This window comes from Clostridium felsineum DSM 794 (assembly GCF_002006355.2).
GTDB lineage: Bacteria > Bacillota > Clostridia > Clostridiales > Clostridiaceae > Clostridium_S > Clostridium_S felsineum.
This window is the reverse complement of record NZ_CP096980.1, coordinates 4,787,011-4,808,824: the sequence shown is the minus strand read 5'-3', so window position 1 is coordinate 4,808,824 and position 21,814 is coordinate 4,787,011. Positions and strand designations below refer to the sequence as shown.

The following is a 21,814-nucleotide window of genomic DNA, read 5'->3' as shown; positions in this document are numbered from 1 at the left end:
ACATATGGGTGGTATTATAGCAAAAAATCGTGAAGATAGACAATATGCACTAACTGACGGTGGAGGGGCAAGTGGAAAGCTTTCTCACAAATTTAAAAGGCGATGTTTAAAAAATGCAGATAGAACTTTTGCTCAGGCTACTCAATGCCAAGAGACGAACAGTATAGCTGCTTTGCTTTCAATGGAAGATGCAGCTTTTGTAGTACATGCACCTAATGGATGTGTGGGCTGTGTTTCATTTATAAATGATAATTTTAAGGTAGGACAATATCATAGAGGAATAAAACATATAAGAAACGCAAGGTATATTGTAACAAATGTAGATGAAAGAGATATTGTTTTAGGTGGAGAAAAAAAGGTTAGAAATGCAGTACTTGAGCTTCAAAGGAGATATGATCCCAATGTAATATTTGTATTTACGTCTTGCTCTTCAGGAATTATTGGAGATGATATTGATGCCGTAGTAAAAAATGTTCAAGAAGAAGTTAGGGCTATTGTAATACCGATACATTGCGAAGGCTTTAAATCAAAGGTTCCAGCTACAGGCTTTGATACAGTATTTAAGGCTATAGGAAAATATATAATTAAAGGGGAAAGACCAAAGAAGGAAAAGGGCTTAATAAATATATTTGCTACAACAAGTATTGGCTATAAAGATCAAATGGAAATGGAAAAGCTTCTTAAAGTGTTGGGTTTGCACGTCAATTATATACCCTTTTATTCAAATGTAGAAAAATTAAAAAAGATACCTGCAGCGGAATATTCAGTAGCGGTATGCCAGGTATTTGCGGATGAGTTTATGGAATACTTAAAAAATGAATATGATATTCCATATTCTAAGACAGGTATGCCTATAGGTATAAGAAGCACAGATAATTGGTTTTTAAGTGTGGCAAGAATGGTAGGAAAAGAAGAGATTGCTTTAAAGTATATTGAAGAGGAGCACAAGAGAATACTTCCTAAAATAAATGAAATTAAGGAACGTATAAAGGGAAAGAAAGTTTTTATATGTGCAGGAACAGGAAGAGGCATAGCAGCGGCTACCTTGATTGAGGATTTTGGAATGAAGCTGATAGGAATTCAAACGCCTACTTACGAAGAGGCACTGATTGAAAACTTTGAAGAGCTGGAAAAAATACATGGGGATAATTTTATTATTGATATTGCAAATATGCAGCCCTTTGAACAGTCAAATCTTGTGAATAAGTTAAAGCCTGATTTATTTATAGGTATATCTACATGGGTATCAAAGCTTGGTATACCAACAACTCATATTTTAGAGGCAAAACGACCAACCTTTGGATATAACGGATTAATATATTTAGGAAGAAAAATTGAAAATGCAGTTGAAAATCCAAGTTTTAATATAAAGCTTGCAAAGCGTAAAAAGCTGCCATATAAAAAACAATGGTACTCTGAAAATGCATTTAAATATTTTAAGGAGGTGGGCAATGACTTATGAGTAAATGTGTAGAAAATCCAAGAAGTTCTTGTGCTTTAGGGGGAGCACTTGGAGTGGCAACGGCAATCGAAAGGTTTATACCAATTTTTCATGCAGGACCAGGCTGTGGACTTCAAACCTCTATAGGACAAAAAACTGGTTATATAGGAGGTATAGGTTGCCCAAGCACTAACATGTTTGAAAAAGAGGTTATATTTGGTGGAAGTAAGAGGTTAAAGGAAACTATAGAGGGATCTTTAGAAGTAATGGAAGGGGACTATTATGTAGTATTAACGGGATGTACTTCTGGAATAATAGGTGATGATGTAGATGGTGTTGTTAATAAATTTAAGGATAAAGGGGTTCCTATATTAAGTATTGAAACTTCAGGCTTTAAGGGGGATACATATTATGGATATGAGGTCGCAATAGAAGGGATATTCAAGGCAATTGTTGCAAAGCAGCCTAAAGAAAAGAGGGTTGTTAATTTATTCGGAATAGTACCTCATCAGGATATATTTTGGGAAGGTAACTTTGAAGAAATTGTAAGAATATTAAATAAACTTGGGCTTAAGGTAAATACTTTTTTTACAGCACATCAAAATATAAATAATATAAAGACGGCATCAAGTGCGGCATTAAATATAATATTATCACCTTGGCTTTTAGACAAATTTTCAAAGAATTTTTATGAGCAATTTGGAGTTGAAACCTTTAGATATAATGGAATTCCTATAGGACCGACAGACACCTCAAGATTTGTAATAGAGTTAGCCAAAAAACTTGAAATAGAAGAAGAATTAGTAAATAATGTAATCGAAGAAGAGGAAGACTATGTATATAGTCATTTTGAAAAGAATATAGGGGTTGTATCAAATTATAGATTTATTATTGTAGGGGATGCAAATACTGTAATAGGAGTAACTAAGTTTTTAGTAAATGACTATAGTCAAGTACCCTTGCTTGCTATAGTGACAGATGATATTCCAGTTAGTTATCGTAAGAAAATTGAAGAGGAAGTTCAAAATTTAGAATATGGTAGAAAACCTAGAGTAGTATTTGAAAATGATAAATGGAAAATAGGGGAACTTGTTAAAGAATATAAGGATGAAGCTACATTGTTAATGGGCAGTAGCTTAGATAGAGAAATTGGTAATGAACTGGATATATTTACTACGCTAGTAAGTTATCCAGCAACAGGTGCATTTATAATAAACAAAGGTTATGCAGGCTATAGAGGCTGTTTAACCTTTCTTGAAGATTTATATAACAATAATTAATATATTAACATGTATAGCGGCTGCAGGGTATCACAGTTTGTGAGCTTATGTGGCTTTTTTATTAATGCTTAAGAGCCCTTTTTTACCTCCCTTGGGGATATATTATTGTATTTTTTAAACAATCTACTAAAATAGTTAATATCATTAAAACCGCAATTTAGAGCCACCTCTGTTACATTAAGTTCACCTTTCCTCAAAAGGGACAAGGCTTTATTTATTTTAAGCTTATTTATATAGTTTATAGGTGAATTGCCAGTAAGTGCTTTAAAGGATCTACAAAAATGGTAGGTGCTCATATTGGTGATTTTTGCAAGAGTGTTCAAATCTATCTTAGAGCAGTAGTTATCTTCTATGTATTTAATGGTTTTGCTAAAACGAGTCAAATTATTTACACGCATATCAAATTGTTTTTTAGTTAAAATTTTTTCTATGTAATTTCTCATTAAATAAACAATAAGCTCATAAAAAAGCCCCTTTATATACAGCTCGTATCCTAAATTTTTCTCGAAATATTCTTTAATAATTTCTTTTATATAATTGTTTGCAGTGGTATCATTCCTAATTAAGTTTTTGAAGAGTATGAGATTTTCAGCTAGTGGCGTTAAAAATTTGGCTTGGCAGCAGTCTGTTTGATTACTAAAAAGAAAACTTAAATCTACTCGTATGACATAGTAACTTAAATTTGTACAGGTATTTATACAATCGTGCAGCTCATTGCTGTTTACTATTATCAAATCATCTGTTGCTACTTTTATTTCTTTATGATTGCAATTTAGGATAGCAGTCCCACTGGTGTAGTAAAAAAATTGAAGATGTTCATGCCAATGACTATAAAGAGTAGATCCAAGCTCAGTATGATAATTTTGAAATATATCTACAAAAAAGTTTTCATTAGGCATTTTTTTATAATAATAATTTGATGGATTTCGCATGTTTGCCTCCTATAATAGCAAGATAATCCTAATAAAAAGCAATAATATTCATGATAATTAGGTCTTATATTGATATTATAAAGATAACAAATTTAATTGTAAATAACAAAATAATACTATAAAAGAATTTAAATGAGGTGTAAAAATGCAGAAATCAAAAGTTGAGACAATAAATTTTAATAGTGAAGTGCTTTCAAAGGAAATGGCAATTAAGGTGTATTTACCTAAAGAATATGAGGATATTGAGACTTTACCTGTATTATATTTTCTTCATGGAAGAAGTCAAAATGAAAATATTATGGAGGAGATGGATATAAGAATTAAGGCCGACAAGCTTATAGAAAAAGGAGAAATAGAGCCCCTAATAATTGTATGTCCAAGAATTGATAATAGCCATGGTGTAAACTCATCTTTCAGTTACAAAGAGCTGCTTGAGCCTGGCGACAGTGGTAGGATAATGAATTTGGGAAGGTATGAGGATTATTTTATAAAAGAGGTGGTGCCTTTTATAGACAAAACCTTTAATACCATAAAAGATAGGAGAGGAAGATATATAGGTGGAATATCCGCAGGTGGCTATGCAGCACTTCATAATGCTTTTAGGCATCAAAATATGTTTTCAAAGGTTGGAGGTCATATGCCTGCATTGGAGCTTAGGCTTGAAGAGGAGGATAAAGCCTATTATAGTGATGAAAATGTATGGAATAAATACAATCCTATATACATAGCTAGTAATAATGATATTTTTAATATGAAGGTTTATCTTGATGCAGGAGATAAAGACGAGGGCGAATTTTATAAGGGATGTTCTATTTTATACAAAATATTAGAGGAAAAGAAGGTTAATTGTGAGAATTATATATTTATAGGAAATCACAGTGGTGGGTATATAAAATCTAATATGGAGAAATACTTAAAGTTTTATAATGAAGAAAGGTGAAATAAATGATTATACGAGAAGCAAATATTAAAGATGTTAATGATATTGCTAGAGTTCATGTTGATACTTGGAAAACTTCGTATTCTAAATTTATAAAGGAAGATTACCTTAAAAAACGTACCTATGAATGGCAGGAACAAAAGTGGCTTGATAGGTTATTTGATAATAAAAGTGCAAAAGAGTTTATGTATGTGGCTGAAAATGATAGAAGGCAAGTTGTTGGCTTTGCATCAGGAGAAATGAATCCAGAGAGGGAAAAGCACGATAGTATTTTATACACAATTTATATTTTAAAGGAATATCAAGGACAAGGAATTGGTAGAAAATTATTTGAAGTAGTGTGGAATAGGCTTAAGAGTGAGGGCGCAAAAGATATGATAGTTTGGGCTTTTAAAGAAAATACAGCCTGTAAGTTCTATGAGAATTTGGGCGGAAGGTTAGTAGATAAAAAGGAAGCGGTTAAAGGCGGAGTTGAATTAGATGAGGTGGCGTATCTTTTTAAATAAGGGTATGAAATTAAGAAGTATAAAAGCAATTATGGTACATTATATAAGAAATATTAGTTATGATACAAAAATAAAATGAACTAAAGGGAATCCAAGGGTGATATATATTAGCTGGTAAGACGAAAATTAAATTTTATTTAAACATTGTGGAATATTTTGCCCCATTTAGAATATTAATTAAAGTAACCAAAATTTATTTTAAAGGGGAAGATATTATGAATACGCAACAACTTGATAGTAGTGAGAATATTGATATAATGGTGGTAATTGATACAGATTATATAAGAAAAAACTGTAAAAATCCAAGTCAAGATCCCAATAATCCAAGTCAAATAGATCACAATTGTGAGTATATGGTTTGTAATGGTAAAAGAGGTGTTACAGGACAAGGAACTGCAGACTTGGCTTTTTCAGCTAATCCAGGAGATAATGTACATTTTAGAGGAACCTCCATTTATGGAAATTCAGATGATGCAATAATAATATATGGGATAACTCCAATTAATCCTGATCCTAATGATGATGGTGTATTTAATGATTTTGAACCAAGTTTAGTACAGAGAAAAGGAGCAGCAGTACCTAATTTACATTTTGGTAAAGCTAGATATAAAGATAACAATATAGTAGCAGAAAATATTACTTTGAATTTTGTAAGTTATTGTGCACAAGTAAAAGCGAAAGGAGAAGAAGGTTTTCATATTCAATTTGCATTATATACTTTGGACGGTGATGGAGAAACTCAAAATTTATTTGGATATTTTGAGTGGGATCCAAGTATATCTGTAAATTAAATAGGAATATATTTAAATAAGATAGAGGGCTATACATTTCAATTTAAATAGAAAGTAAAGTGTATCCCTCTATTTTATTGTTATTAAATGTATCATAGGATTATTATTTTATATAAAGTAAAATATATACTTTAATAGTAACTTTGTTATATAATTATAATAGGAGATTAAGCACGGGTCATATATTTAAATAAAGCGCTACTGAAAACGCTATCAATAAATTTGATGTAAGGGGGACTTAACTTGAAAAATATAATAACTGCAAAAGATATTATTAAAGTCTATGGGGATGAAAATAAAACTAGAGTTTTAAACAATGTTAGTTTAGAAGTTAATGAAGGGGATTTTATATGTATAATGGGGCCATCTGGTTCGGGAAAATCCACATTTTTAAATGTATTGTCAACAGTGGACAGACCTAGTAAAGGAGTAGTAAAGATAAATAATCAAAATGTATATGAAATGACAGAATCTCGAGTGGGCGAATTTAGATATGAAAATATAGGCTTCATTTTTCAGGATTTTAATCTTATTGAGTCTATGACAATAAGAGAGAATATATCGGTGCCTCTTATGCTAGCAGGGGTAAAAGCGAAAGAAATAAGGGAAAAAACTGATGAAACTGCAAAAAGTCTTAATATTTTTGAAACCTTAGATAAGTTTCCAAATGAATGTTCAGGAGGACAAAGACAGAGAGCAGCAGCAGCTAGAGCACTTGTTACTAATCCAAAGTTAATTGTTGCAGACGAACCAACAGGAAGCCTTGATACGAAGAATTCTCATGAGCTTTTAAAAATATTAGAAGAGCGTAATATAAAGAATGGAACGGCAATACTTATGGTCACTCATGATTCTATGATAGCAAGCTACTCAAGAAAACTTATATTCTTAAGAGATGGAAAAATTGATGAACAGCTTGAAAGAGGAGAATTAACTCAAAAAGAATTTTTCTATAAAATTGTAGACATAGCCTCTAAGGAATCTCAAAGTCTATTTGACAAGATGTAGGGGAAGGAGGAATTTTAATGGGTGCATATATTTATGCTTTTAAAATGCTTAAAAAGAATGTTAAGAGTAATTTAATATACTTAATATCAATAATATTTCCTATGGCACTTATATTTAATCTTTTAAATGTTATTAACAATGCTAATTTTTTTGCGGACGAGGTAGCTGGGAGAAAGAATGATATTGCTGCGGATATAATATTTTTACTAGTATTACTTGTTTGTGTATTCACTTTTTATGCAAATTCTTATTTTGTTATGGGAAAATCAAAAGAAATGGGAATTGCAGAGTTAAGTGGTATTTGGCCAGGAAAAATGGCTAGAATGCTTTTGTTTCAAAACACTTTAATAGAGTTAGTGGGCTGCGTTCTTGGAATACTTGTTGGAATGGCAATAATGCCTATTTTTCTGTTAGTTATGTACAATATAATAGGGAAAAGCGGCAGTTTGTTCGTAATATCAAATTATTCAATTGGAGGAACCTTTGCCATACTATTTCTTCAGCTAGTTTATGCAACAATGGGAGATTACAGTTATGCTTCTACTAGGGAAATTATAGATTTAATAGAATACAACAAAAGGTCACGCCCTAAAGCTAAAAAGTATTTATCACTTAAAGAAATAATTGATATAGTATATATGAGAAAGGATAAGGAAAAGACGCGTTCTAAGGTGAAGCTTTTTAATAAATCCATTGATTTGTGTTTAATAGGTTACTTTATCCCAATAATTTTTCCGTTTCTATGTCCTAAATATGTTCCGGTTTCCGTGGGAGAGATTTTTGCCATATTACCAAGCATATATGGTATACAAGGGATTATAACACATTCAATTCCTAAAAAGATACTTAGCCTAAAAAATGAAAAGTACTTAGATGATAAAATAAAAATGATATCCTTAAGTAATTTATATGTATCGCTTAAAAATTTAAAGTTTTTACTTGTTACTTTGGCGGTTACTGTAGAGGGAGTTTTATGCGCTATGGCAGTATTTGAATCTCCAAGGGTAAAGACAATATGTGTGTTCGCCTATGTTACTATAATAATTTTGATTTCTGCAAGTATTTTATATAAAACAATTATGGAAGCAGATAAGAAGAATCAAATATTTAATCAGTTAGCTTTAATTGGTTATACCACAAAAGAAATTAAACAAATTATTAAGGAAGAATTTAAGTTGTACTATGCTATAATCATTACTCTGCCTTTATTTCATATATTAATATTTTTTATCATGTTTAAAAAGGCAAATATGCTTTCAAGTAGTATGCTTATAATGATGCTTATAATATTTTTAATTGCATTCTGTTTAACAGGATTAATTTGTTACAGAGTATATAGAAAATTGGTATTAAAGAAGAATAGATTTAGATTTTTTTAGAGAATATTTAATATATAAGAACGTACCTGGATACAAAAACTCCAAGTACGTTCTTTTTTTGCAATAATGAATTGGTAAAAAACTCAGCAAGTGCCTTATATGCAATTTACAACATTTGTGCGTATAATTCGACAAAAAAGTATGATATAATTTGGAAATGTAAATGGAATATAACAGCTGATTCCTAAAATAGCTGAAGGAGATAAAATCTATGAGTGTTAGAATAGGCATAATTATGTCAAGGGATTATAAATTTCAATTATTAAAAGAATTCAAGAAAAAATACAATTTAGGTTTTTTTCCGATATTTAATAGCTACGTAAGAAGCCAGCTTTTGAAAGATGAAATGTTTTTACAAGCAACTATAAGTGGATGTGATAGTCTTACTGGTATTGGTGCATATGATTTATATAATAAAGATATTTCTGTAGTATATAAATATATTGATAATAAGTTAATTGCACAATCTGTTGTTGATGAATATAAGGAGAGAAAGCAAAATTATAAAGAAGATGCACTAAAGTGGATTGAAGTCATAAAATTATTAAAAATCAAATATAGAGTGGATAAATTTGGTTTGTTTTGGCATATGTGTAGTGATGGGTTTGAACTAGAGAGGATTGTGTTTTCAGGTAGAATTGAATGTCCTATAGAAAATATTTCCTTTGAATTTTTAATGAAAATAAAACCTGATACAATCGTGTTCTTTTGTTAAAACTATGTTGTTTAATTTTTAATATGAAAATTGAGTTTATACTAAATAAAAATGCAACTTCAAGATGTTTTTGAAATGATTATGATAAATTTAAAATAGAATATATGTATTGTAGGAAATTTAAAAGATATTAATGAATTGAAATGGTAGGTAAATGATTATGAGTACTTTTGGAAATGAAATATTTGAGGACGATTTAGCATTAGACATAAAATATAGTTTTGAAGAAATGCTTAACAGTAAAGCAGAAATTAATGAGTTAATTGATAATGTGATGGTAGAATTTGAAGATTCTTTTGAAGACTTGATGAAGCCATCACAGCGGTATTAGCCTTAGCAACTTTAGTTGTAGAAAATGGATTCAAGTCACAAAAGTTAAAGAATGAACTAGATAAATCAGTAGAGGAAAGTGAATATTTAGAATGTCTAAAGGAAGAGAACTTAGAATTATATGAAAGTAGACTAGAATTAATAGAAAAATTAAAAGAAAATCTATAAAGTATATAATTTTCAAGTTATTTTTGTATAGCTACGGATTTTAGTTTTACTGATTTCACTAGATGGTGACAAGGTAACTTACGAAACAGATGGAACTGGTGTATACCTGAATTGATAGACACATAAAAAATACGTATAATAACAAACAAGAAGGATGTGTTTATTAGTGAGTAGTCAAAAAAGATTTACAACAGAATATAAAGAACATGGAGTTTACAGCAAAATAACAGAGAAATTTAAAGCAACAATATATTCTAATTACAATTTTAATGTAGCACCTCCCTTTAAAAGGGATAAGAGTGATACCATCAGCAAGCAAAGAATTTATTGAATCATACAGGAAAATTAAACTATAGTGTGCTGATTTTTGCTATAAAAAAACTGCCTTATAATCTTTTATTAACAAGGCAGTTTTTTCACTAATGAACTCTTCTTTTTTTATTTCCAGACTTACGAGAAGGTTTAGTATTTCTTGAATTACTTAATTGAGTCTTTGACTGGTCTTTAGATTTTCTATTTGAAGCTGCATTAATATTTTTTCCTTCATTCTCAGGAGCTTTCTTAGAAGTATTTTTATGCTTACCTTGATAGCCTATCTTTTTTGGAGCAAAGCCTATTAAACAGCTTTTGTCGTTACCAATTAAGTCTTCTCTATGAGCTTTTATTAAAGCCTTTTTAACCTTTTGATAATTTTTAGGTACAGCAAATTGTATTAAGGCTCTTTGCATTTCCTTTTCTTCTGGTGTTTTTGGAATATAAAGTTTTTCACCAGTTATAGGATTAAAACCAGTGTAATACATAGTAGTTGATAAACTACCAGGGGTTGGGTAGAAGTCTTGTACCTGCTCTGGTGTATATCCCATTTCTTTTATATATAATGCAAGATCTATAGCAGCATTTAAGTCACAACCAGGGTGGGAAGACATTAAATAAGGCACTAAAAATTGTTTTTTATCTAATTTTTTATTTATTTGAAAATATTTATTAACAAATGTATCATAAACTTCTCTTGTAGGTTTTCCCATTTGATTTAACACTCTTGGAACAACATGCTCTGGAGCAACCTTTAACTGGCCGCTAATATGATGTTCACATAATTCTTTGAAAAACGCATCATTTTTATCATGTATCAAATAATCATATCTAATTCCTGAACGAATAAATACTTTTTTTATGCCAGGAAGCTTCCTAACCTTTTTTAACAGGGAAAGATATTCTGTATGATCTATTATTAAGTTTTTACAAGGGGCAGGAAACATACATTGTCTATTTTTACAAGTTCCGTGCTCTATTTGCTTTTTGCAGGCTTTATGTCTAAAGTTTGCAGTAGGGCCACCAATATCGTGAATATATCCTTTAAAATCAGAAAGAGTAGTTAAAAGCTTTGCTTCATCAATTATTGATTCCTGACTTCTATTTTGAATAACTCTTCCTTGATGAAAGGTTAAGGCACAAAAAGAACATGAACCAAAGCAGCCTCTATGGCTTGTTATTGAAAATTTAACTTCCTGTATTGCTGGTATTCCGCCCTTAGCTTCATATATTGGATGATATGTTCTGGTATATGGCAGGTTATAGGTTAAATCCATTTCTTCCTGAGTTAAATTTTCTTGAGGCGGATTTTGGACTAAATATCTATCGCCATGCTTTTGAATTATAGTTCTTCCATTTATGGAATCCTGCTCATAATATTCTAATTTGTAAGCTTCTCCATAGGCATTTTTATCAGTTGATGCATCTTCAAAGGATGGAATAGTAACAGCATCTTTTATGTTAGATATATCATGAGTTAAATAACAGGTTCCACGAACAGTAGTGATATTTTTTATGTTAGCTCCATATTTTAATAAGTCCGCAATTTGGATAACAGTTTTTTCACCCATGCCGTACATTAGTAAGTCAGCCTTTGAATCTACAAGAATGCTGCGGCGCACCTTATTATCCCAATAATCATAATGAGCAAAACGTCTAAGACTTGCTTCTATTCCACCGATTGCAATTGCAGTATCTTTATAAGCTTCACGTATTCTATTACAGTAAACAATAAGAGCTCTGTCTGGTCTATGTCCTGCTTCACCGCCAGGAGAGTATAAATCTTCGTGTCTTGTCTTCTTTGCAGCAGTATAATGATTAACCATAGAATCTATATTTCCTGAGTTAACTAAAAATCCATATTTAGGCTTACCAAGTTTTTTGAAGTCTTCACAGTTATGCCAGTTAGGCTGAGCTATAACTCCAACGGTAAAGCCTTGTGCTTCAAGTGTTCTACCTATAATAGCAGTTCCAAAGGAAGGATGATCTACATACGCATCACCTGAAACAATAACAAAATCTAGCTGATCAATATTTCTTTTTTTTAAATCTTCTTTATTAATAGGTAAAAATTCCTTGCAAAGTTTCATATATTAACTCCAATTCTTTAAATTCTTCAAAGTTTATTACTAAAGTATCTTAACACAACGATAGGTAGTTTACAAATACATTACTAATGATTTAAAAATAATAAATAATGAACTACCAAGGTAATTTGCAGAAGACAAAAAAGGAATTTTAGATATCAGAGAAAAGACAAAGGACAAAAATCAAGAATGGCATATGAAGCAAGAGAAGCAGTAATCCATGACCAGATGATTAGACTAAAAACTGCTAGAAAAGAAGGAATAAATAAAGGAGCAGCGGAAAAGGCAGTGATAATAGCAAAAAATAGTAAAATATGGAGATAGTATTAACGACATTACTGAGCTTAAGAAGGAAAAAACACTTAGAGATGCTAAACAAAACTATGAAAAAAATAGAGGGATTTATGGTCTTGATAAATTGGTTGATGATGTGGGAGGAATTTTCCCTGATTGCAGCTGGAAAAGCATCTAGAGCATGCAAAAATAAAATAATTTTTTCTTCGTGGTGCATTTGGAATAATATACTTAATAAAGATTAAGGAGGATTTCAAATGAAAGTTCCAGATATTGATTATAGTGATTGGGAATTGGAATAATTATAGATTGGTATATAATAGTCAGTTTGTTTACCTGTACTGGCTGTTTTTTGCTTTATATTTACATTATATTGATTTTTAACTATAATCGTAATAGTGGAGGTTTTAACAACACTTATAGACGCAAAAATTAAGTTTATATTAGGGGGTACGTATTAAATTAATGAGTACATCTAAGGAGTTAGTACATTCTTTATATAATAGTATTTCACAATCAAAAAAAAATGGTTTTGAGGATATTAAAGAAGTATTGTTAAAAGTTTATGTAAAACTAGATTTATCTGATGAAAAAAATATTCCTTTAATGAATAGATTAGTTAACTACATATATTTTACAGCTTATACAGAAAAGCTGAAATTTTCATCTAATGAAGAGAATCTTATAAAAGAGTTATCTAAAATAGGTAAATATGCTGGTTTAAATGGCATATATCGAGGAAATTATGTAGATAAATCTCAATTTTAAATAATAATGAAATATTATTTTATAAAAATAAAATGTAAAAAGAAAGCACCATTCTATAAGGTGCTTTCTTTTGCAGGTTTTAAACAAAATTTTTAAGGTATTTGCTTATCAATTCTTTATCTATAGGTGGGCAAGTAATGCCAGTTCCCTTTAGGGCTTCATCGGTATTTGAAGTCTCTAAAATTGGTTCCATTTCGCCATATCTACATTCTATATTTTCCATTGGATTTTTCTTAGCTTTTTTGAAAAGAGATTCTAATAATTTTAAAGGATGTTCACTATCTGATTTTAATAAATTCTCCTTCCAAACAGCGTAATCTAAAGGTTTTGTTTCGTAGCCACATTCATTAATTATTTCTCCAAGTTTCCTAGAAGGTATGTGTACATTATTTAATAAGTTATATGCTTTTCCGTATAATTTCCCTTGTCTTGAGATGTAGACTATAGCATCTGCAATGTAATCTACTTGAGTCATGTGTACTTTCATATCAATGTTAGGATAAGTTTTTGTTGTGATCATAGCTTTAATTGTCCTACTAACAGAATCACCATATTTCCAAATTCCATTTTTGTTATCTCCAGTTATTTCACCAGGACGGAATATTGAAGCTTTTAAACCTCTTTCTCTTGCAACATGTATTATGTTTTCTGATACCCATTTTGTTTCACTATATGGTAAGAAATATCCTGTACAATCTTTAAGAGGATCATCTTCAGGTACTACTTTGCCAAAGTGACTAGGATTATCAAAGGCACTATAGGAGGATACATAGTTATAAAATTTTTGTTTCCCTGTACAAGAAAATTCAATAGTTTTTACTGTGCTTAGTACATTTGTAGTTTTTAATCTTTCATATGGATATACGAAGTTAAGTAGTGCACCATTATGATATACAGTATCTACAATTTCAGTTAAATGTTTGTACTCTTCTTCGTCAATGCCAAGTAGAGGAGCTTCCAAGTTTCCTATAACAGGAACAATATATTCTCTATATTCATCCTTCCATAGTTTGTAATGTTCCATATTTTCTTTTAATCTTGTAAATCCGGCTTCTTTATTTTTAGCTCTAACGTGGCAATAAATTCTTGATTTAGTTTGATTAATTAAGCTGTAAATTAAGTAAGCACCAACAAAGCCAGTAGTTCCAGTTACAAATACATTTTCCATAGGAGGATTTTCAGTTTCATATTCTTTGGCTTTAATATTCTCGTCTAATTTAACTTCATCGTATAAATAAGTTTTATCCTTTTCTAGAAGGCTTACATCTTCACCCTTTAGTGATTTATCAATATACTCACCTATTTTATCAAGAGTAGGATTCTCAAAAATAAAAGCTACGGGTATGGATACATCAAAAGTGTTTTCAATATTTGTTGTAAGCTGTAGTACTTGCAATGAATCCATTCCTAAATTTAGTAGGTTTTCATCCCTTGTAACCTTGTAAGAAAAATCATTACTAATAATAGTACCTAAAGTTTTTTCTGTTTCGGTATTGTAGTGTATAACCTTATTAGTTTTCTTTTCTGTATTTTCATTACCTAAGCTTATTAAATTTAATTTTCCTTGTTTATATAGGTTGGCTGTTTTTAATATGGATATTTTGCCATTATCAGCTCTTGGAAGTTCACCCTTCTTTACAAAACCAATGTAATGTGCAGATATTTCAAAGTAATCTAGCAAACAAGAATTTATTCTATTTTTTAGTACACCTAAATTAGCATTTATAAGTGTATTTGGTATTTCAGAAATAACAACTAATTTTTCCTTATCATCTTTTAATATTGAGAATGGAACAATGACAGAACTATTTAATTCAGGCATAGAGTCCTTTAACTTTACAGTTATATCATTTGGCATTATATTTACACCATTTATAATTATAAGTTCTTTTATACGACCTGTAATATAAGCATAACCATCTTTTATAATTCCTAAATCACCTGTACGAAGAAATTCTCCATCATAGCCTTCAAGTTTAGCTTTAAAGGTTTCTTCTGTTGCTTTTTTATTCTTGTAATAACCTTGAGCAATACAAGGCCCTTTAATCCATAGTTCTCCAAATTCATTTTCTGAACATTCTTTTAAAGTTGTTGGGTTAACAATTTTTGCAGTTGTAGTATTTATAGCTTTACCGTTACCTATAAATTCAATTGTATTTTTTGTATTTTCATTTGCAAAAACTAATTTACCATTTTGATATTCATCTAGATCAAGTATCATTCTTTGAGCTTCTGAGTAGTGGTCACTGCAAGTAGCAGTACATGTGGTTTCAGATAGACCATAACCTACTAAGAATTTATCAATAGTAATTCCAAAATCCTTATATTCATTAGCGAATTTTTCGAGTGTTGAGTGGCTAACTATTTCAGAACCATTTATTAATGTTTTTAAGTTTGATAAATCAATGTTATTTAATTTTTTTGCAGGAACTAATTTAGGATAGCTTTCATAGACAGAATTAGGCGCCATAGTAATTTCTGCTTTGAAATCACTTATACATTCAAACCATCTTAAAGGTTTTTCTAAAAACGCTTCAGGAGACATAATTCCCGCACATATACTTTTTTTGATAACAGGTGCTAAAGCTAGATTTACAAGCCCTAAGTTATGGAAGAAAGGAGCCCATCCAAAAATTCTACCTTTACTTAATATGGATAAAGCTGAGTTGATAGCACTTATTATATTTCCATAGGATATCATAACTCCTTTTGGAGCACTTGTTGATCCAGAAGAGTATTGAATATATACAATATCATCTAATGATAACTTTTCTGGTGTGAAACTTTTATTTGTTTCATATTCGTTTACATAAATTACTTTTAAGCTCTCTATTAATGACTTATACTGCTTGTCCTCTTTTAATTCACTTAAAATAGTGTTTATTTTATCTTTAAATATTGTGTCAGCCAATATAAATTTAGGAGTACAAGATTCTATAACAGATAAAAATCTAATAACTTTACTGTGGTTTTCTGGTAGTGGTATTATTGTGAATATTGTTCCAGCTAAGATTGAACCTATAATTGATAATATGTTATCAGCTGTTTGTGTAGAAAAAATTAATACTCTATCCCCTTTTTTTGCACCATTATTTTTTAACATAGTTGCTACAGATGCTGATTTTTCAACTAAATCATTTCTTGTTAATTCAATTATTTGTCTCTCTTTTTTTGAATAATCATAAAAGCTGAAACAAGCATTATTTCCATTGGTAGATGCATTTTCAGTTAATAAATTCCAAAAGTTTTCTTGATTTTTTTCAACATAATAATTCATTATTACTCACCTCTTAATAATATTATTAATGGATTAACTTTGTTATGAGCTTAATATAAATATAATAAAATCAATCCATGAATGTGCCGATTTTTGATATACAATAAGCTGTTATAGTATGCTATTTTTTGCTATTTTGTTATAAATTTGTTTCCTAAGACAATTTTACTCTTGGGATATTATAAAGCTTAATACAGAAAATGTCAAATAGTTTTTTGACATTTTCTGTATTGCGTTTTATTATTAGGTTAGTAAATAATGGGGGGAATCGCAATGCAGACTAAAATAGCAATGGAACAAGCTATATATGTAATCGTAATATTATCATATCAAAAAAATAGAATGCCAGTGAAAAGTAGAACTTTAAGCAATCTTTTATCTGTTTCGGATTCTTACTTGAAAAAAATTTTAGGTCAGTTAGTTCGCGTAGGTATTCTTAAATCATCTGCAAACAAAAATGGAGGAGTTTATATTGAAAAGGAACTAAAGGAAATATCATTTTTAGACATTTTTCAAGCAGTTGAAGGAGAAGGATCTTTTTTTAAAAATCATGAACTACAGAATAAAGTCAAAATAATTAATAAGGATGATTTTGTATTTAAAGGGCTTAAAACTATAGGAGTATTCCATAATGCAGAAATGCAGTACAAAGAAGTGCTTAGAAATTTTACAATGGAGGATCTGCTGCGAGGTGGAGATATTGATCCATTTTCCATAGATCTTGATGAATTTATGAGGGGTAAGGATAATATAAAATAATAGAAAAGCGAGCAAGTAATTGCCCGCTTTAAATTTGGCATAATTATTAATTAGTAACTAGCTTTAATTCAAGTTGATCTCTTTCAGCACCATAACCACTTTTAAAATAAGTAATTCCTTTATTTTTTTCAAAGGTGATGTATTCATAATAGCCTGTATCAACTCTATTATTATAAGTATTAAATTCACGTGTATTCCCATCAACTTTTAGGGAACTATGTATGCCTTTCTCATCCTCTTTTAATGTATCTTTAATTTCAGTATCCTGACAAACAATTAAACTATCGGCTGGGAGTTTATCGCTAGTTTTTAACATATTGAGATTATCATTAGTAGGAGTAATTTTATATATTTTATCACCTTGAACGTAAAGAAAACCCAAATCTAAACGATCGCTAGATGCTCCATAAATGGGATCTAGCTTTAAATCGTATAAATCTCCATTTTTAAGTATAGCGATTTTATTAATATGCAATTGTACATTCTTTTTTTCGGGATCACTAAATCGAAAATCTCCAGAATAAGTTATGTTCGAAGTGCCACTATTAAAGAAAAAAGGATTAGTAACACTGCTTTTATTATTAGGTGCAGGGTTAGTATTATTAGGCTGAGCCTGAGGCATTGGTGCAGAAGTTTTATTATTAGTGTTCTTTTTTTTCGTAATTAAAGTTGTTTTATTCGAAGAATTTAAAGTGTTTTTTGCTTTTGTAGCACTTGAATTTGTGCAGCCATAAGTAAAAGCTAAAGAGATTGCTAAAGTAATGAACGCTATTTTTTTCATGTGTATTCTCCTAAAATATATTTTTATTTTAATTTAAACTGTTCCCGTTGGCTTTTTAGATATAAAGAGAATGATTCCAAATAATATTTTAATGACAGCATCTATGAAGGCTAAGTAACAAAAACTTATATTTGAATCTAATATTCCTAATAAGGAAGTTAGAATTAAGGGAATGGACATAATTAATAATAGTTTACCATGAACAAGTGAAAATGGAATGAAATGAATAGCTGTTGCCAAAAGTGCTCCAAGCCATATTAGTCTATAGTTGTTTACTCCGAAATATCTACCTGAAAATAGGCACATGAGAACAAACAGTAATATTACAGAAAGCTTGGACGTCTTTGCTTGAAATTTTGAATGTTTTCCATAAGAAAAATGTTTTCTGAAAAGTGGTGTGCAAAAAATGGAGAAGTATCCTAGTGCATATCCAACTGAAAATATAAATGGATTTATTAGGTATTTACCACCTAAAAGCGTGCCCAAGAATATGATAAAGCCAATCCAAATAAGCCATATTCCACAAAGACGTTTGTTTAAAAATTTTAATTTTTTCATTTTAGATAACATCGATTCCATAAGTCTACCTCACATAATAATTTAATAAAGATATAATGCTGAAAATACTAAAACATTTTTCTCCATAAAAGATTCTAAGGTAGGACTAGCACATCAGGAATATTTTATAGGTCAAAATGTAAGTATTTAACGCATTATATTACAATTACATATTACATTAATTTGGAGAGTAGAATCAACAAAATGAAGAAAATTATTATTTGCTTAATCTATCAGCGATGCAGGAGGCGGTGTAGGAGTAAGGTTTAATTTGATATTTGTAGCCTTCACCTGATATCCAACCTGTAATTTCGTTTATTAGGGGATAGGTTTTACCTTTTTTATTAGTGCCTATATCAGCGTGAATTTCAATATCTTCTTGTATATTTGCTTCAGCAAAGGCATGAGATACCTTGGAAGCTAGTTCAAGGCTTAATGCTGTTTCATAGTATATTTTCTGTCTTACATTGGAAATTTTATGGACTTGTTTGATATCATAGAAGAAAATCCCACCAAAGCCAATTCTGTGGATTGCTACAACTACCACTACTTTTGTTAAGTTTTTATTTTGGGAATCTGTACCTATAGTAATTTTATATTTGTGGGTCTTATCTTTTAATATAAAATCTTTTATGCGCAATACCATCTGGTCTATAGAAACGTCGCCAAAAGTTTTACTATGCATATTTATCCTCCTAAATAAGAGTAATCACTATAGTTTATTTTAAGCAGTTTTTATAAAAGTATTATATTTTATAATATGATAATTTATGGAGTAAAGTGTAGGAAAGGATTGTTAAGTTAAATAAGTAGATAGAAGTATACTTACATTATATAATATAAGTATATAGGATAAAAAAATAATATTGGTTAAGGAGAAGTTAAAATGGGTGAAGTTATATTGTATTTAATGAGACATGGTGAAACAATAATAAATAAAGCAGGTAGAGTTCAAGGTTGGTGTGATGGAGTACTAACTAAAGAAGGGATAGAGGTAGCTGAGAAGGTAGCGGAAGGTCTTAGTGATGTTGAATTTAAGGCAGCATATAGCAGTGATTTAGGACGAGCTATTAAAACTGCTAAAATTATATTAAGTAAAAATAAAAAAAGCAAAAAGCTTGAGCTTAAGGAACTCCCAGATTTAAGAGAGGTATATTGTGGTAAGTATGAAGGGGATCTTCAAACAGTAATGCTAAAAGATATAGTAACATATTTAAAAGTAAGTTCTATAGAAGAAGCGATTAAAACAGTCCCTGATTTTGGACGAGCATATATAGATAGCTGTGCTGCAATGGATGAGACTAATGAAGCAGAGGATTATGATTCATTGGTAGCAAGAACAAATAAGGCTATAGCTGAAATAGGAGAAGAGGCTTCTAAAAATGGAGGCGGAAATATTCTTGTGGTAGTACATGGTGGAATGCTTAGGATAGTGCTTAGTAACTTAGGATATAAAAATCATATTTATGATATGGAGAATTGCAGTGTATCAAAGGTTAAGTATAAGGATGGAAAGTTTGAAATCCTATCTGTGAATGACAGCAGCTACAAAAATGGCAAATAGAAATTTTACAAGTAAGAACCTTATGGAAACTTAAAATTCATAGGGTTTTTAACATATAATAAAAAAAATCACAATATAATTAAAGGAATAATGAAGAGGACATTTTTGTATGAAAAAACTATTATTGAATTTGATTTCAAGATTTAATGAGGATGATGTCTTGGCTTTGGGTTCACAATTAGCTTATGATTTGGTTTTAGCATTTTTTCCTTTTGTGATTTTTCTTATGACACTTGTTGGACATACTTCTCTGAATAATAACGAAATAGTAGGGGCGCTTTCTAAAATAATGCCAGAGAGTGCATTTAATCTTATAGAAGCAACCATTTCAGAGGTTATAACTACAAGGCATAGTCAACTTATGTCCTTGAGTCTACTTCTCACAATATGGTCAGCCTCTGCCGGCTTTAATGCAGTTATAAAGGGACTAAATAAAGCTTATGGAGTGCGTGAAACCAGAAATTTTATTAAGGTTAGACTTGTTTCAATAATGTGTACTATAGGAATGGCATTTGTGATACTTACTATGATGTTTTTATTAGTATTAGGTCGCATTATATTAAATTACATAGCATATAAGTTGGGCTTTTCTTATGATATCATAACATTATGGATAGCTATTAGATATTTAATATTTGTATCTACTGCTATATTCATTTTTACGTATTTATATAGGTACGCCCCTTGTAAAAGGCTTAATTTCATAGATGTATTACCAGGAGCTATGTTTTCAACCCTGAATCTAATAGTTGTATCTCTTGCCTTTGCTTATTATGTAAATAATTTTGCCAATTATTCTGTTATTTATGGAAGTATAGGAGCCATAATAATCCTTTTAACTTGGTTATTTATGGTGGCGGTTATTGTGATATTTGGAGGAGAGATAAATGCAGTGCTAAGTTATAGAAAGTAAAATTGTTATCAAGAAGTGAATTAAGTTCAATAACCTTATATGGAAAAAGCAAAATAGAAGTTGAATATGATTCTTCAGATAATGTATATCCTTTAATTTTATTTTCAATCTGCATTGCCTCCCATAATCCTTCTTTTAAAGACCCACCTTAATATTCCGTACATTTTCTCAATTTATCTTTATTTATTTTAAATGGAAATTTATTATTCAACTCCATTTTTGATTGATAACTAAGAACTGAAAATACTGCAAATACTCCAATACCTGATTTCCACGGTAACCAATCTAGTAATGTATCCTCTAATTTTAAATCCACCCTTTTTTCAGGTTCATCAATATAGTAACTATATATAGCTAACATTGCAGGCATTAAATTTAAGATAGTATTGCCAGGAGCGTAAGGATTATATCCTAATATATACATTTCACTTACGCTTAAAAATTCATCAAGCTCATTTCTTTTTATTGCAGGTAATAGTCCTCTCCTATTTAATTTCTCATTCATCTACTTATAGTATCCTCTACTTTAAAATTATCTCTTTACATTATTGATAATTGTATTATATAATTCTGTATCATTGTCCTTAGTAATTTGCTTAATTATGCCCACCGTTCTCTCCTGGCCTACCTATTATTGTTTCATATCCTAAAACAAAATTGTCATAGGCATCTTTAGGCATATAACTCAGTATAACTTTACTTTCATAATTTACGCCTAAATCATTTATTTTCATATTACCTACTTAAATATATTCAATATTTTTAGCTTCTATATTGCTTTAATAATGCTTTAGTAATCAAAAATAAATAACCAAAGATTTCATCTTCTGTTCCTGTTTTAGTAATAACTAAATCTTGCCTTTCATTTACATCATAGAAATACCAAGTACCATTTTCTTCATAGCATCCTTTAGAATATGGTATATTTGTCTTTCTTCCAATCACAATATTTAATCTTTCTAAATTTACGTCAATATCTTTAATTTTACTTAAATATTCTGTATATGTCAT

25 protein-coding genes are annotated in these 21,814 nt (G+C 30.0%); 16 read left to right on the top strand and 9 right to left on the bottom strand.

Features of this window, described 5'->3' with window-relative positions; all coding sequences use genetic code 11:
* Positions 1-4: 4 nt before the first annotated feature.
* Complete coding sequence (locus tag CLFE_RS22250; RefSeq protein ID WP_077895201.1) at positions 5-1,462, top strand: nitrogenase component 1; 1,458 nt, start codon at positions 5-7, stop codon at positions 1,460-1,462.
* Positions 1,459-2,721: a nitrogenase component 1 gene (locus tag CLFE_RS22245; protein ID WP_077895202.1), complete on the top strand. Its 1,263-nt coding sequence runs from the start codon at positions 1,459-1,461 to the stop codon at positions 2,719-2,721. The genes CLFE_RS22250 and CLFE_RS22245 overlap by 4 nt, the downstream gene beginning before the upstream one ends.
* Positions 2,722-2,789: 68 nt before the next feature.
* Here CLFE_RS22245 and CLFE_RS22240 read toward each other — a convergent pair whose 3' ends face one another.
* Positions 2,790-3,653, bottom strand: coding sequence for an AraC family transcriptional regulator (locus CLFE_RS22240; RefSeq protein ID WP_077895203.1), 864 nt, complete (start codon positions 3,651-3,653; stop codon positions 2,790-2,792).
* A 145-nt stretch (positions 3,654-3,798) separates the two neighbouring features.
* On the opposite strand from CLFE_RS22240, the gene CLFE_RS22235 reads away from it, so the two are divergent.
* The 8 genes from CLFE_RS22235 to CLFE_RS22200 all read left to right on the top strand — a co-directional run bounded on the left by CLFE_RS22235 (position 3,799) and on the right by CLFE_RS22200 (position 9,821).
* Positions 3,799-4,593 carry an alpha/beta hydrolase gene (locus CLFE_RS22235; RefSeq protein WP_077895204.1) on the top strand — a complete coding sequence of 265 codons (795 nt, stop codon included), beginning with the start codon at positions 3,799-3,801 and terminating at the stop codon, positions 4,591-4,593.
* A 5-nt stretch (positions 4,594-4,598) separates the two neighbouring features.
* Complete coding sequence (locus CLFE_RS22230) at positions 4,599-5,099, top strand: GNAT family N-acetyltransferase (RefSeq protein WP_077895205.1); 501 nt, start codon at positions 4,599-4,601, stop codon at positions 5,097-5,099.
* Between the two features lie 215 nt (positions 5,100-5,314).
* A complete protein-coding gene (locus CLFE_RS22225; RefSeq protein WP_077895206.1) occupies positions 5,315-5,890 on the top strand; it encodes an inclusion body family protein in 576 nt (191 codons plus the stop codon).
* A 243-nt stretch (positions 5,891-6,133) separates the two neighbouring features.
* Positions 6,134-6,898, top strand: coding sequence for an ABC transporter ATP-binding protein (locus CLFE_RS22220; RefSeq protein WP_077895207.1), 765 nt, complete (start codon positions 6,134-6,136; stop codon positions 6,896-6,898).
* A 17-nt stretch (positions 6,899-6,915) separates the two neighbouring features.
* Entirely contained in the window at positions 6,916-8,277 is a 1,362-nt protein-coding gene (locus tag CLFE_RS22215) for an FtsX-like permease family protein (RefSeq protein WP_077895208.1), read from the top strand.
* A gap of 211 nt (positions 8,278-8,488) precedes the next feature.
* Complete coding sequence (locus CLFE_RS22210) at positions 8,489-8,992, top strand: hypothetical protein (protein WP_077895209.1); 504 nt, start codon at positions 8,489-8,491, stop codon at positions 8,990-8,992.
* A gap of 160 nt (positions 8,993-9,152) precedes the next feature.
* Positions 9,153-9,323 carry a hypothetical protein gene (locus CLFE_RS22205; protein ID WP_169851019.1) on the top strand — a complete coding sequence of 57 codons (171 nt, stop codon included), beginning with the start codon at positions 9,153-9,155 and terminating at the stop codon, positions 9,321-9,323.
* A gap of 333 nt (positions 9,324-9,656) precedes the next feature.
* Positions 9,657-9,821 carry a hypothetical protein gene (locus CLFE_RS22200; protein WP_169851020.1) on the top strand — a complete coding sequence of 55 codons (165 nt, stop codon included), beginning with the start codon at positions 9,657-9,659 and terminating at the stop codon, positions 9,819-9,821.
* Between the two features lie 88 nt (positions 9,822-9,909).
* Here CLFE_RS22200 and CLFE_RS22195 read toward each other — a convergent pair whose 3' ends face one another.
* Positions 9,910-11,892 carry a YgiQ family radical SAM protein gene (locus CLFE_RS22195; RefSeq protein ID WP_077895210.1) on the bottom strand — a complete coding sequence of 661 codons (1,983 nt, stop codon included), beginning with the start codon at positions 11,890-11,892 and terminating at the stop codon, positions 9,910-9,912.
* 186 nt (positions 11,893-12,078) lie between these two features.
* Here CLFE_RS22195 and CLFE_RS24340 point away from each other — a divergent pair, with 186 nt between their 5' ends.
* From CLFE_RS24340 to CLFE_RS22185, 3 genes are all read left to right on the top strand, one after another.
* Complete coding sequence (locus CLFE_RS24340) at positions 12,079-12,213, top strand: hypothetical protein (RefSeq protein ID WP_284738947.1); 135 nt, start codon at positions 12,079-12,081, stop codon at positions 12,211-12,213.
* 44 nt (positions 12,214-12,257) lie between these two features.
* A complete protein-coding gene (locus CLFE_RS22190; protein ID WP_250944694.1) occupies positions 12,258-12,428 on the top strand; it encodes a hypothetical protein in 171 nt (56 codons plus the stop codon).
* Between the two features lie 220 nt (positions 12,429-12,648).
* Complete coding sequence (locus tag CLFE_RS22185) at positions 12,649-12,951, top strand: bacteriocin immunity protein (protein ID WP_077895211.1); 303 nt, start codon at positions 12,649-12,651, stop codon at positions 12,949-12,951.
* A 79-nt stretch (positions 12,952-13,030) separates the two neighbouring features.
* Here CLFE_RS22185 and CLFE_RS22180 read toward each other — a convergent pair whose 3' ends face one another.
* Positions 13,031-16,228 (bottom strand): thioester reductase domain-containing protein, encoded by a 3,198-nt coding sequence (locus CLFE_RS22180; RefSeq protein ID WP_077895212.1) that lies wholly within the window; start codon positions 16,226-16,228, stop codon positions 13,031-13,033.
* A gap of 273 nt (positions 16,229-16,501) precedes the next feature.
* On the opposite strand from CLFE_RS22180, the gene CLFE_RS22175 reads away from it, so the two are divergent.
* The gene (locus CLFE_RS22175; RefSeq protein WP_169851021.1) at positions 16,502-16,987 is read left to right on the top strand and encodes an RrF2 family transcriptional regulator; all 486 of its coding nucleotides are present in this window, start codon (positions 16,502-16,504) and stop codon (positions 16,985-16,987) included.
* Positions 16,988-17,033: 46 nt separating this feature from the next.
* Here the strand turns inward: CLFE_RS22175 and CLFE_RS22170 are convergent, their stop codons facing one another.
* The 3 genes from CLFE_RS22170 to CLFE_RS22160 all read right to left on the bottom strand — a co-directional run bounded on the left by CLFE_RS22170 (position 17,034) and on the right by CLFE_RS22160 (position 19,011).
* Complete coding sequence (locus CLFE_RS22170; protein ID WP_207651420.1) at positions 17,034-17,768, bottom strand: hypothetical protein; 735 nt, start codon at positions 17,766-17,768, stop codon at positions 17,034-17,036.
* A gap of 33 nt (positions 17,769-17,801) precedes the next feature.
* Positions 17,802-18,347 carry a DUF6609 family protein gene (locus tag CLFE_RS22165; RefSeq protein ID WP_139356232.1) on the bottom strand — a complete coding sequence of 182 codons (546 nt, stop codon included), beginning with the start codon at positions 18,345-18,347 and terminating at the stop codon, positions 17,802-17,804.
* Positions 18,348-18,543: 196 nt separating this feature from the next.
* Positions 18,544-19,011 (bottom strand): ribonuclease H-like YkuK family protein, encoded by a 468-nt coding sequence (locus CLFE_RS22160; protein ID WP_077895213.1) that lies wholly within the window; start codon positions 19,009-19,011, stop codon positions 18,544-18,546.
* A gap of 201 nt (positions 19,012-19,212) precedes the next feature.
* Between CLFE_RS22160 and CLFE_RS22155 the strand changes: the two genes are divergently transcribed.
* Both CLFE_RS22155 and CLFE_RS22150 read left to right on the top strand, forming a co-directional pair.
* A complete protein-coding gene (locus tag CLFE_RS22155; protein ID WP_077895214.1) occupies positions 19,213-19,890 on the top strand; it encodes a histidine phosphatase family protein in 678 nt (225 codons plus the stop codon).
* Positions 19,891-19,999: 109 nt separating this feature from the next.
* Positions 20,000-20,803, top strand: coding sequence for a YihY/virulence factor BrkB family protein (locus CLFE_RS22150; RefSeq protein WP_077850597.1), 804 nt, complete (start codon positions 20,000-20,002; stop codon positions 20,801-20,803).
* Between the two features lie 148 nt (positions 20,804-20,951).
* Here CLFE_RS22150 and CLFE_RS22145 read toward each other — a convergent pair whose 3' ends face one another.
* The 3 genes from CLFE_RS22145 to CLFE_RS22135 form a co-directional block, all read right to left on the bottom strand.
* Positions 20,952-21,308, bottom strand: coding sequence for a hypothetical protein (locus CLFE_RS22145; RefSeq protein WP_207651421.1), 357 nt, complete (start codon positions 21,306-21,308; stop codon positions 20,952-20,954).
* 91 nt (positions 21,309-21,399) lie between these two features.
* The gene (locus tag CLFE_RS22140) at positions 21,400-21,537 is read right to left on the bottom strand and encodes a hypothetical protein (protein ID WP_169851022.1); all 138 of its coding nucleotides are present in this window, start codon (positions 21,535-21,537) and stop codon (positions 21,400-21,402) included.
* A 28-nt stretch (positions 21,538-21,565) separates the two neighbouring features.
* Complete coding sequence (locus CLFE_RS22135; protein WP_077895215.1) at positions 21,566-21,814, bottom strand: hypothetical protein; 249 nt, start codon at positions 21,812-21,814, stop codon at positions 21,566-21,568.

What these genes read in the sequence shown, in the direction of transcription:
- CLFE_RS22250 (WP_077895201.1), top strand. Translation starts at nt 5, where the DNA reads ATGGGTGGTATTATAGCAAAAAATCGTGAAGATAGACAATATGCACTA.
- CLFE_RS22245 (WP_077895202.1), top strand. Translation starts at nt 1,459, where the DNA reads ATGAGTAAATGTGTAGAAAATCCAAGAAGTTCTTGTGCTTTAGGGGGA.
- CLFE_RS22240 (WP_077895203.1), bottom strand. Translation starts at nt 3,653, where the DNA reads ATGCGAAATCCATCAAATTATTATTATAAAAAAATGCCTAATGAAAAC.
- CLFE_RS22235 (WP_077895204.1), top strand. Translation starts at nt 3,799, where the DNA reads ATGCAGAAATCAAAAGTTGAGACAATAAATTTTAATAGTGAAGTGCTT.
- CLFE_RS22230 (WP_077895205.1), top strand. Translation starts at nt 4,599, where the DNA reads ATGATTATACGAGAAGCAAATATTAAAGATGTTAATGATATTGCTAGA.
- CLFE_RS22225 (WP_077895206.1), top strand. Translation starts at nt 5,315, where the DNA reads ATGAATACGCAACAACTTGATAGTAGTGAGAATATTGATATAATGGTG.
- CLFE_RS22215 (WP_077895208.1), top strand. Translation starts at nt 6,916, where the DNA reads ATGGGTGCATATATTTATGCTTTTAAAATGCTTAAAAAGAATGTTAAG.
- CLFE_RS22210 (WP_077895209.1), top strand. Translation starts at nt 8,489, where the DNA reads ATGAGTGTTAGAATAGGCATAATTATGTCAAGGGATTATAAATTTCAA.
- CLFE_RS22205 (WP_169851019.1), top strand. Translation starts at nt 9,153, where the DNA reads ATGAGTACTTTTGGAAATGAAATATTTGAGGACGATTTAGCATTAGAC.
- CLFE_RS22195 (WP_077895210.1), bottom strand. Translation starts at nt 11,892, where the DNA reads ATGAAACTTTGCAAGGAATTTTTACCTATTAATAAAGAAGATTTAAAA.
- CLFE_RS24340 (WP_284738947.1), top strand. Translation starts at nt 12,079, where the DNA reads ATGGCATATGAAGCAAGAGAAGCAGTAATCCATGACCAGATGATTAGA.
- CLFE_RS22190 (WP_250944694.1), top strand. Translation starts at nt 12,258, where the DNA reads ATGCTAAACAAAACTATGAAAAAAATAGAGGGATTTATGGTCTTGATA.
- CLFE_RS22185 (WP_077895211.1), top strand. Translation starts at nt 12,649, where the DNA reads ATGAGTACATCTAAGGAGTTAGTACATTCTTTATATAATAGTATTTCA.
- CLFE_RS22180 (WP_077895212.1), bottom strand. Translation starts at nt 16,228, where the DNA reads ATGAATTATTATGTTGAAAAAAATCAAGAAAACTTTTGGAATTTATTA.
- CLFE_RS22175 (WP_169851021.1), top strand. Translation starts at nt 16,502, where the DNA reads ATGCAGACTAAAATAGCAATGGAACAAGCTATATATGTAATCGTAATA.
- CLFE_RS22170 (WP_207651420.1), bottom strand. Translation starts at nt 17,768, where the DNA reads ATGAAAAAAATAGCGTTCATTACTTTAGCAATCTCTTTAGCTTTTACT.
- CLFE_RS22165 (WP_139356232.1), bottom strand. Translation starts at nt 18,347, where the DNA reads ATGGAATCGATGTTATCTAAAATGAAAAAATTAAAATTTTTAAACAAA.
- CLFE_RS22160 (WP_077895213.1), bottom strand. Translation starts at nt 19,011, where the DNA reads ATGCATAGTAAAACTTTTGGCGACGTTTCTATAGACCAGATGGTATTG.
- CLFE_RS22155 (WP_077895214.1), top strand. Translation starts at nt 19,213, where the DNA reads ATGGGTGAAGTTATATTGTATTTAATGAGACATGGTGAAACAATAATA.
- CLFE_RS22150 (WP_077850597.1), top strand. Translation starts at nt 20,000, where the DNA reads ATGAAAAAACTATTATTGAATTTGATTTCAAGATTTAATGAGGATGAT.
- CLFE_RS22145 (WP_207651421.1), bottom strand. Translation starts at nt 21,308, where the DNA reads ATGAATGAGAAATTAAATAGGAGAGGACTATTACCTGCAATAAAAAGA.
- CLFE_RS22140 (WP_169851022.1), bottom strand. Translation starts at nt 21,537, where the DNA reads ATGAAAATAAATGATTTAGGCGTAAATTATGAAAGTAAAGTTATACTG.
- CLFE_RS22135 (WP_077895215.1), bottom strand. Translation starts at nt 21,814, where the DNA reads ATGACATATACAGAATATTTAAGTAAAATTAAAGATATTGACGTAAAT.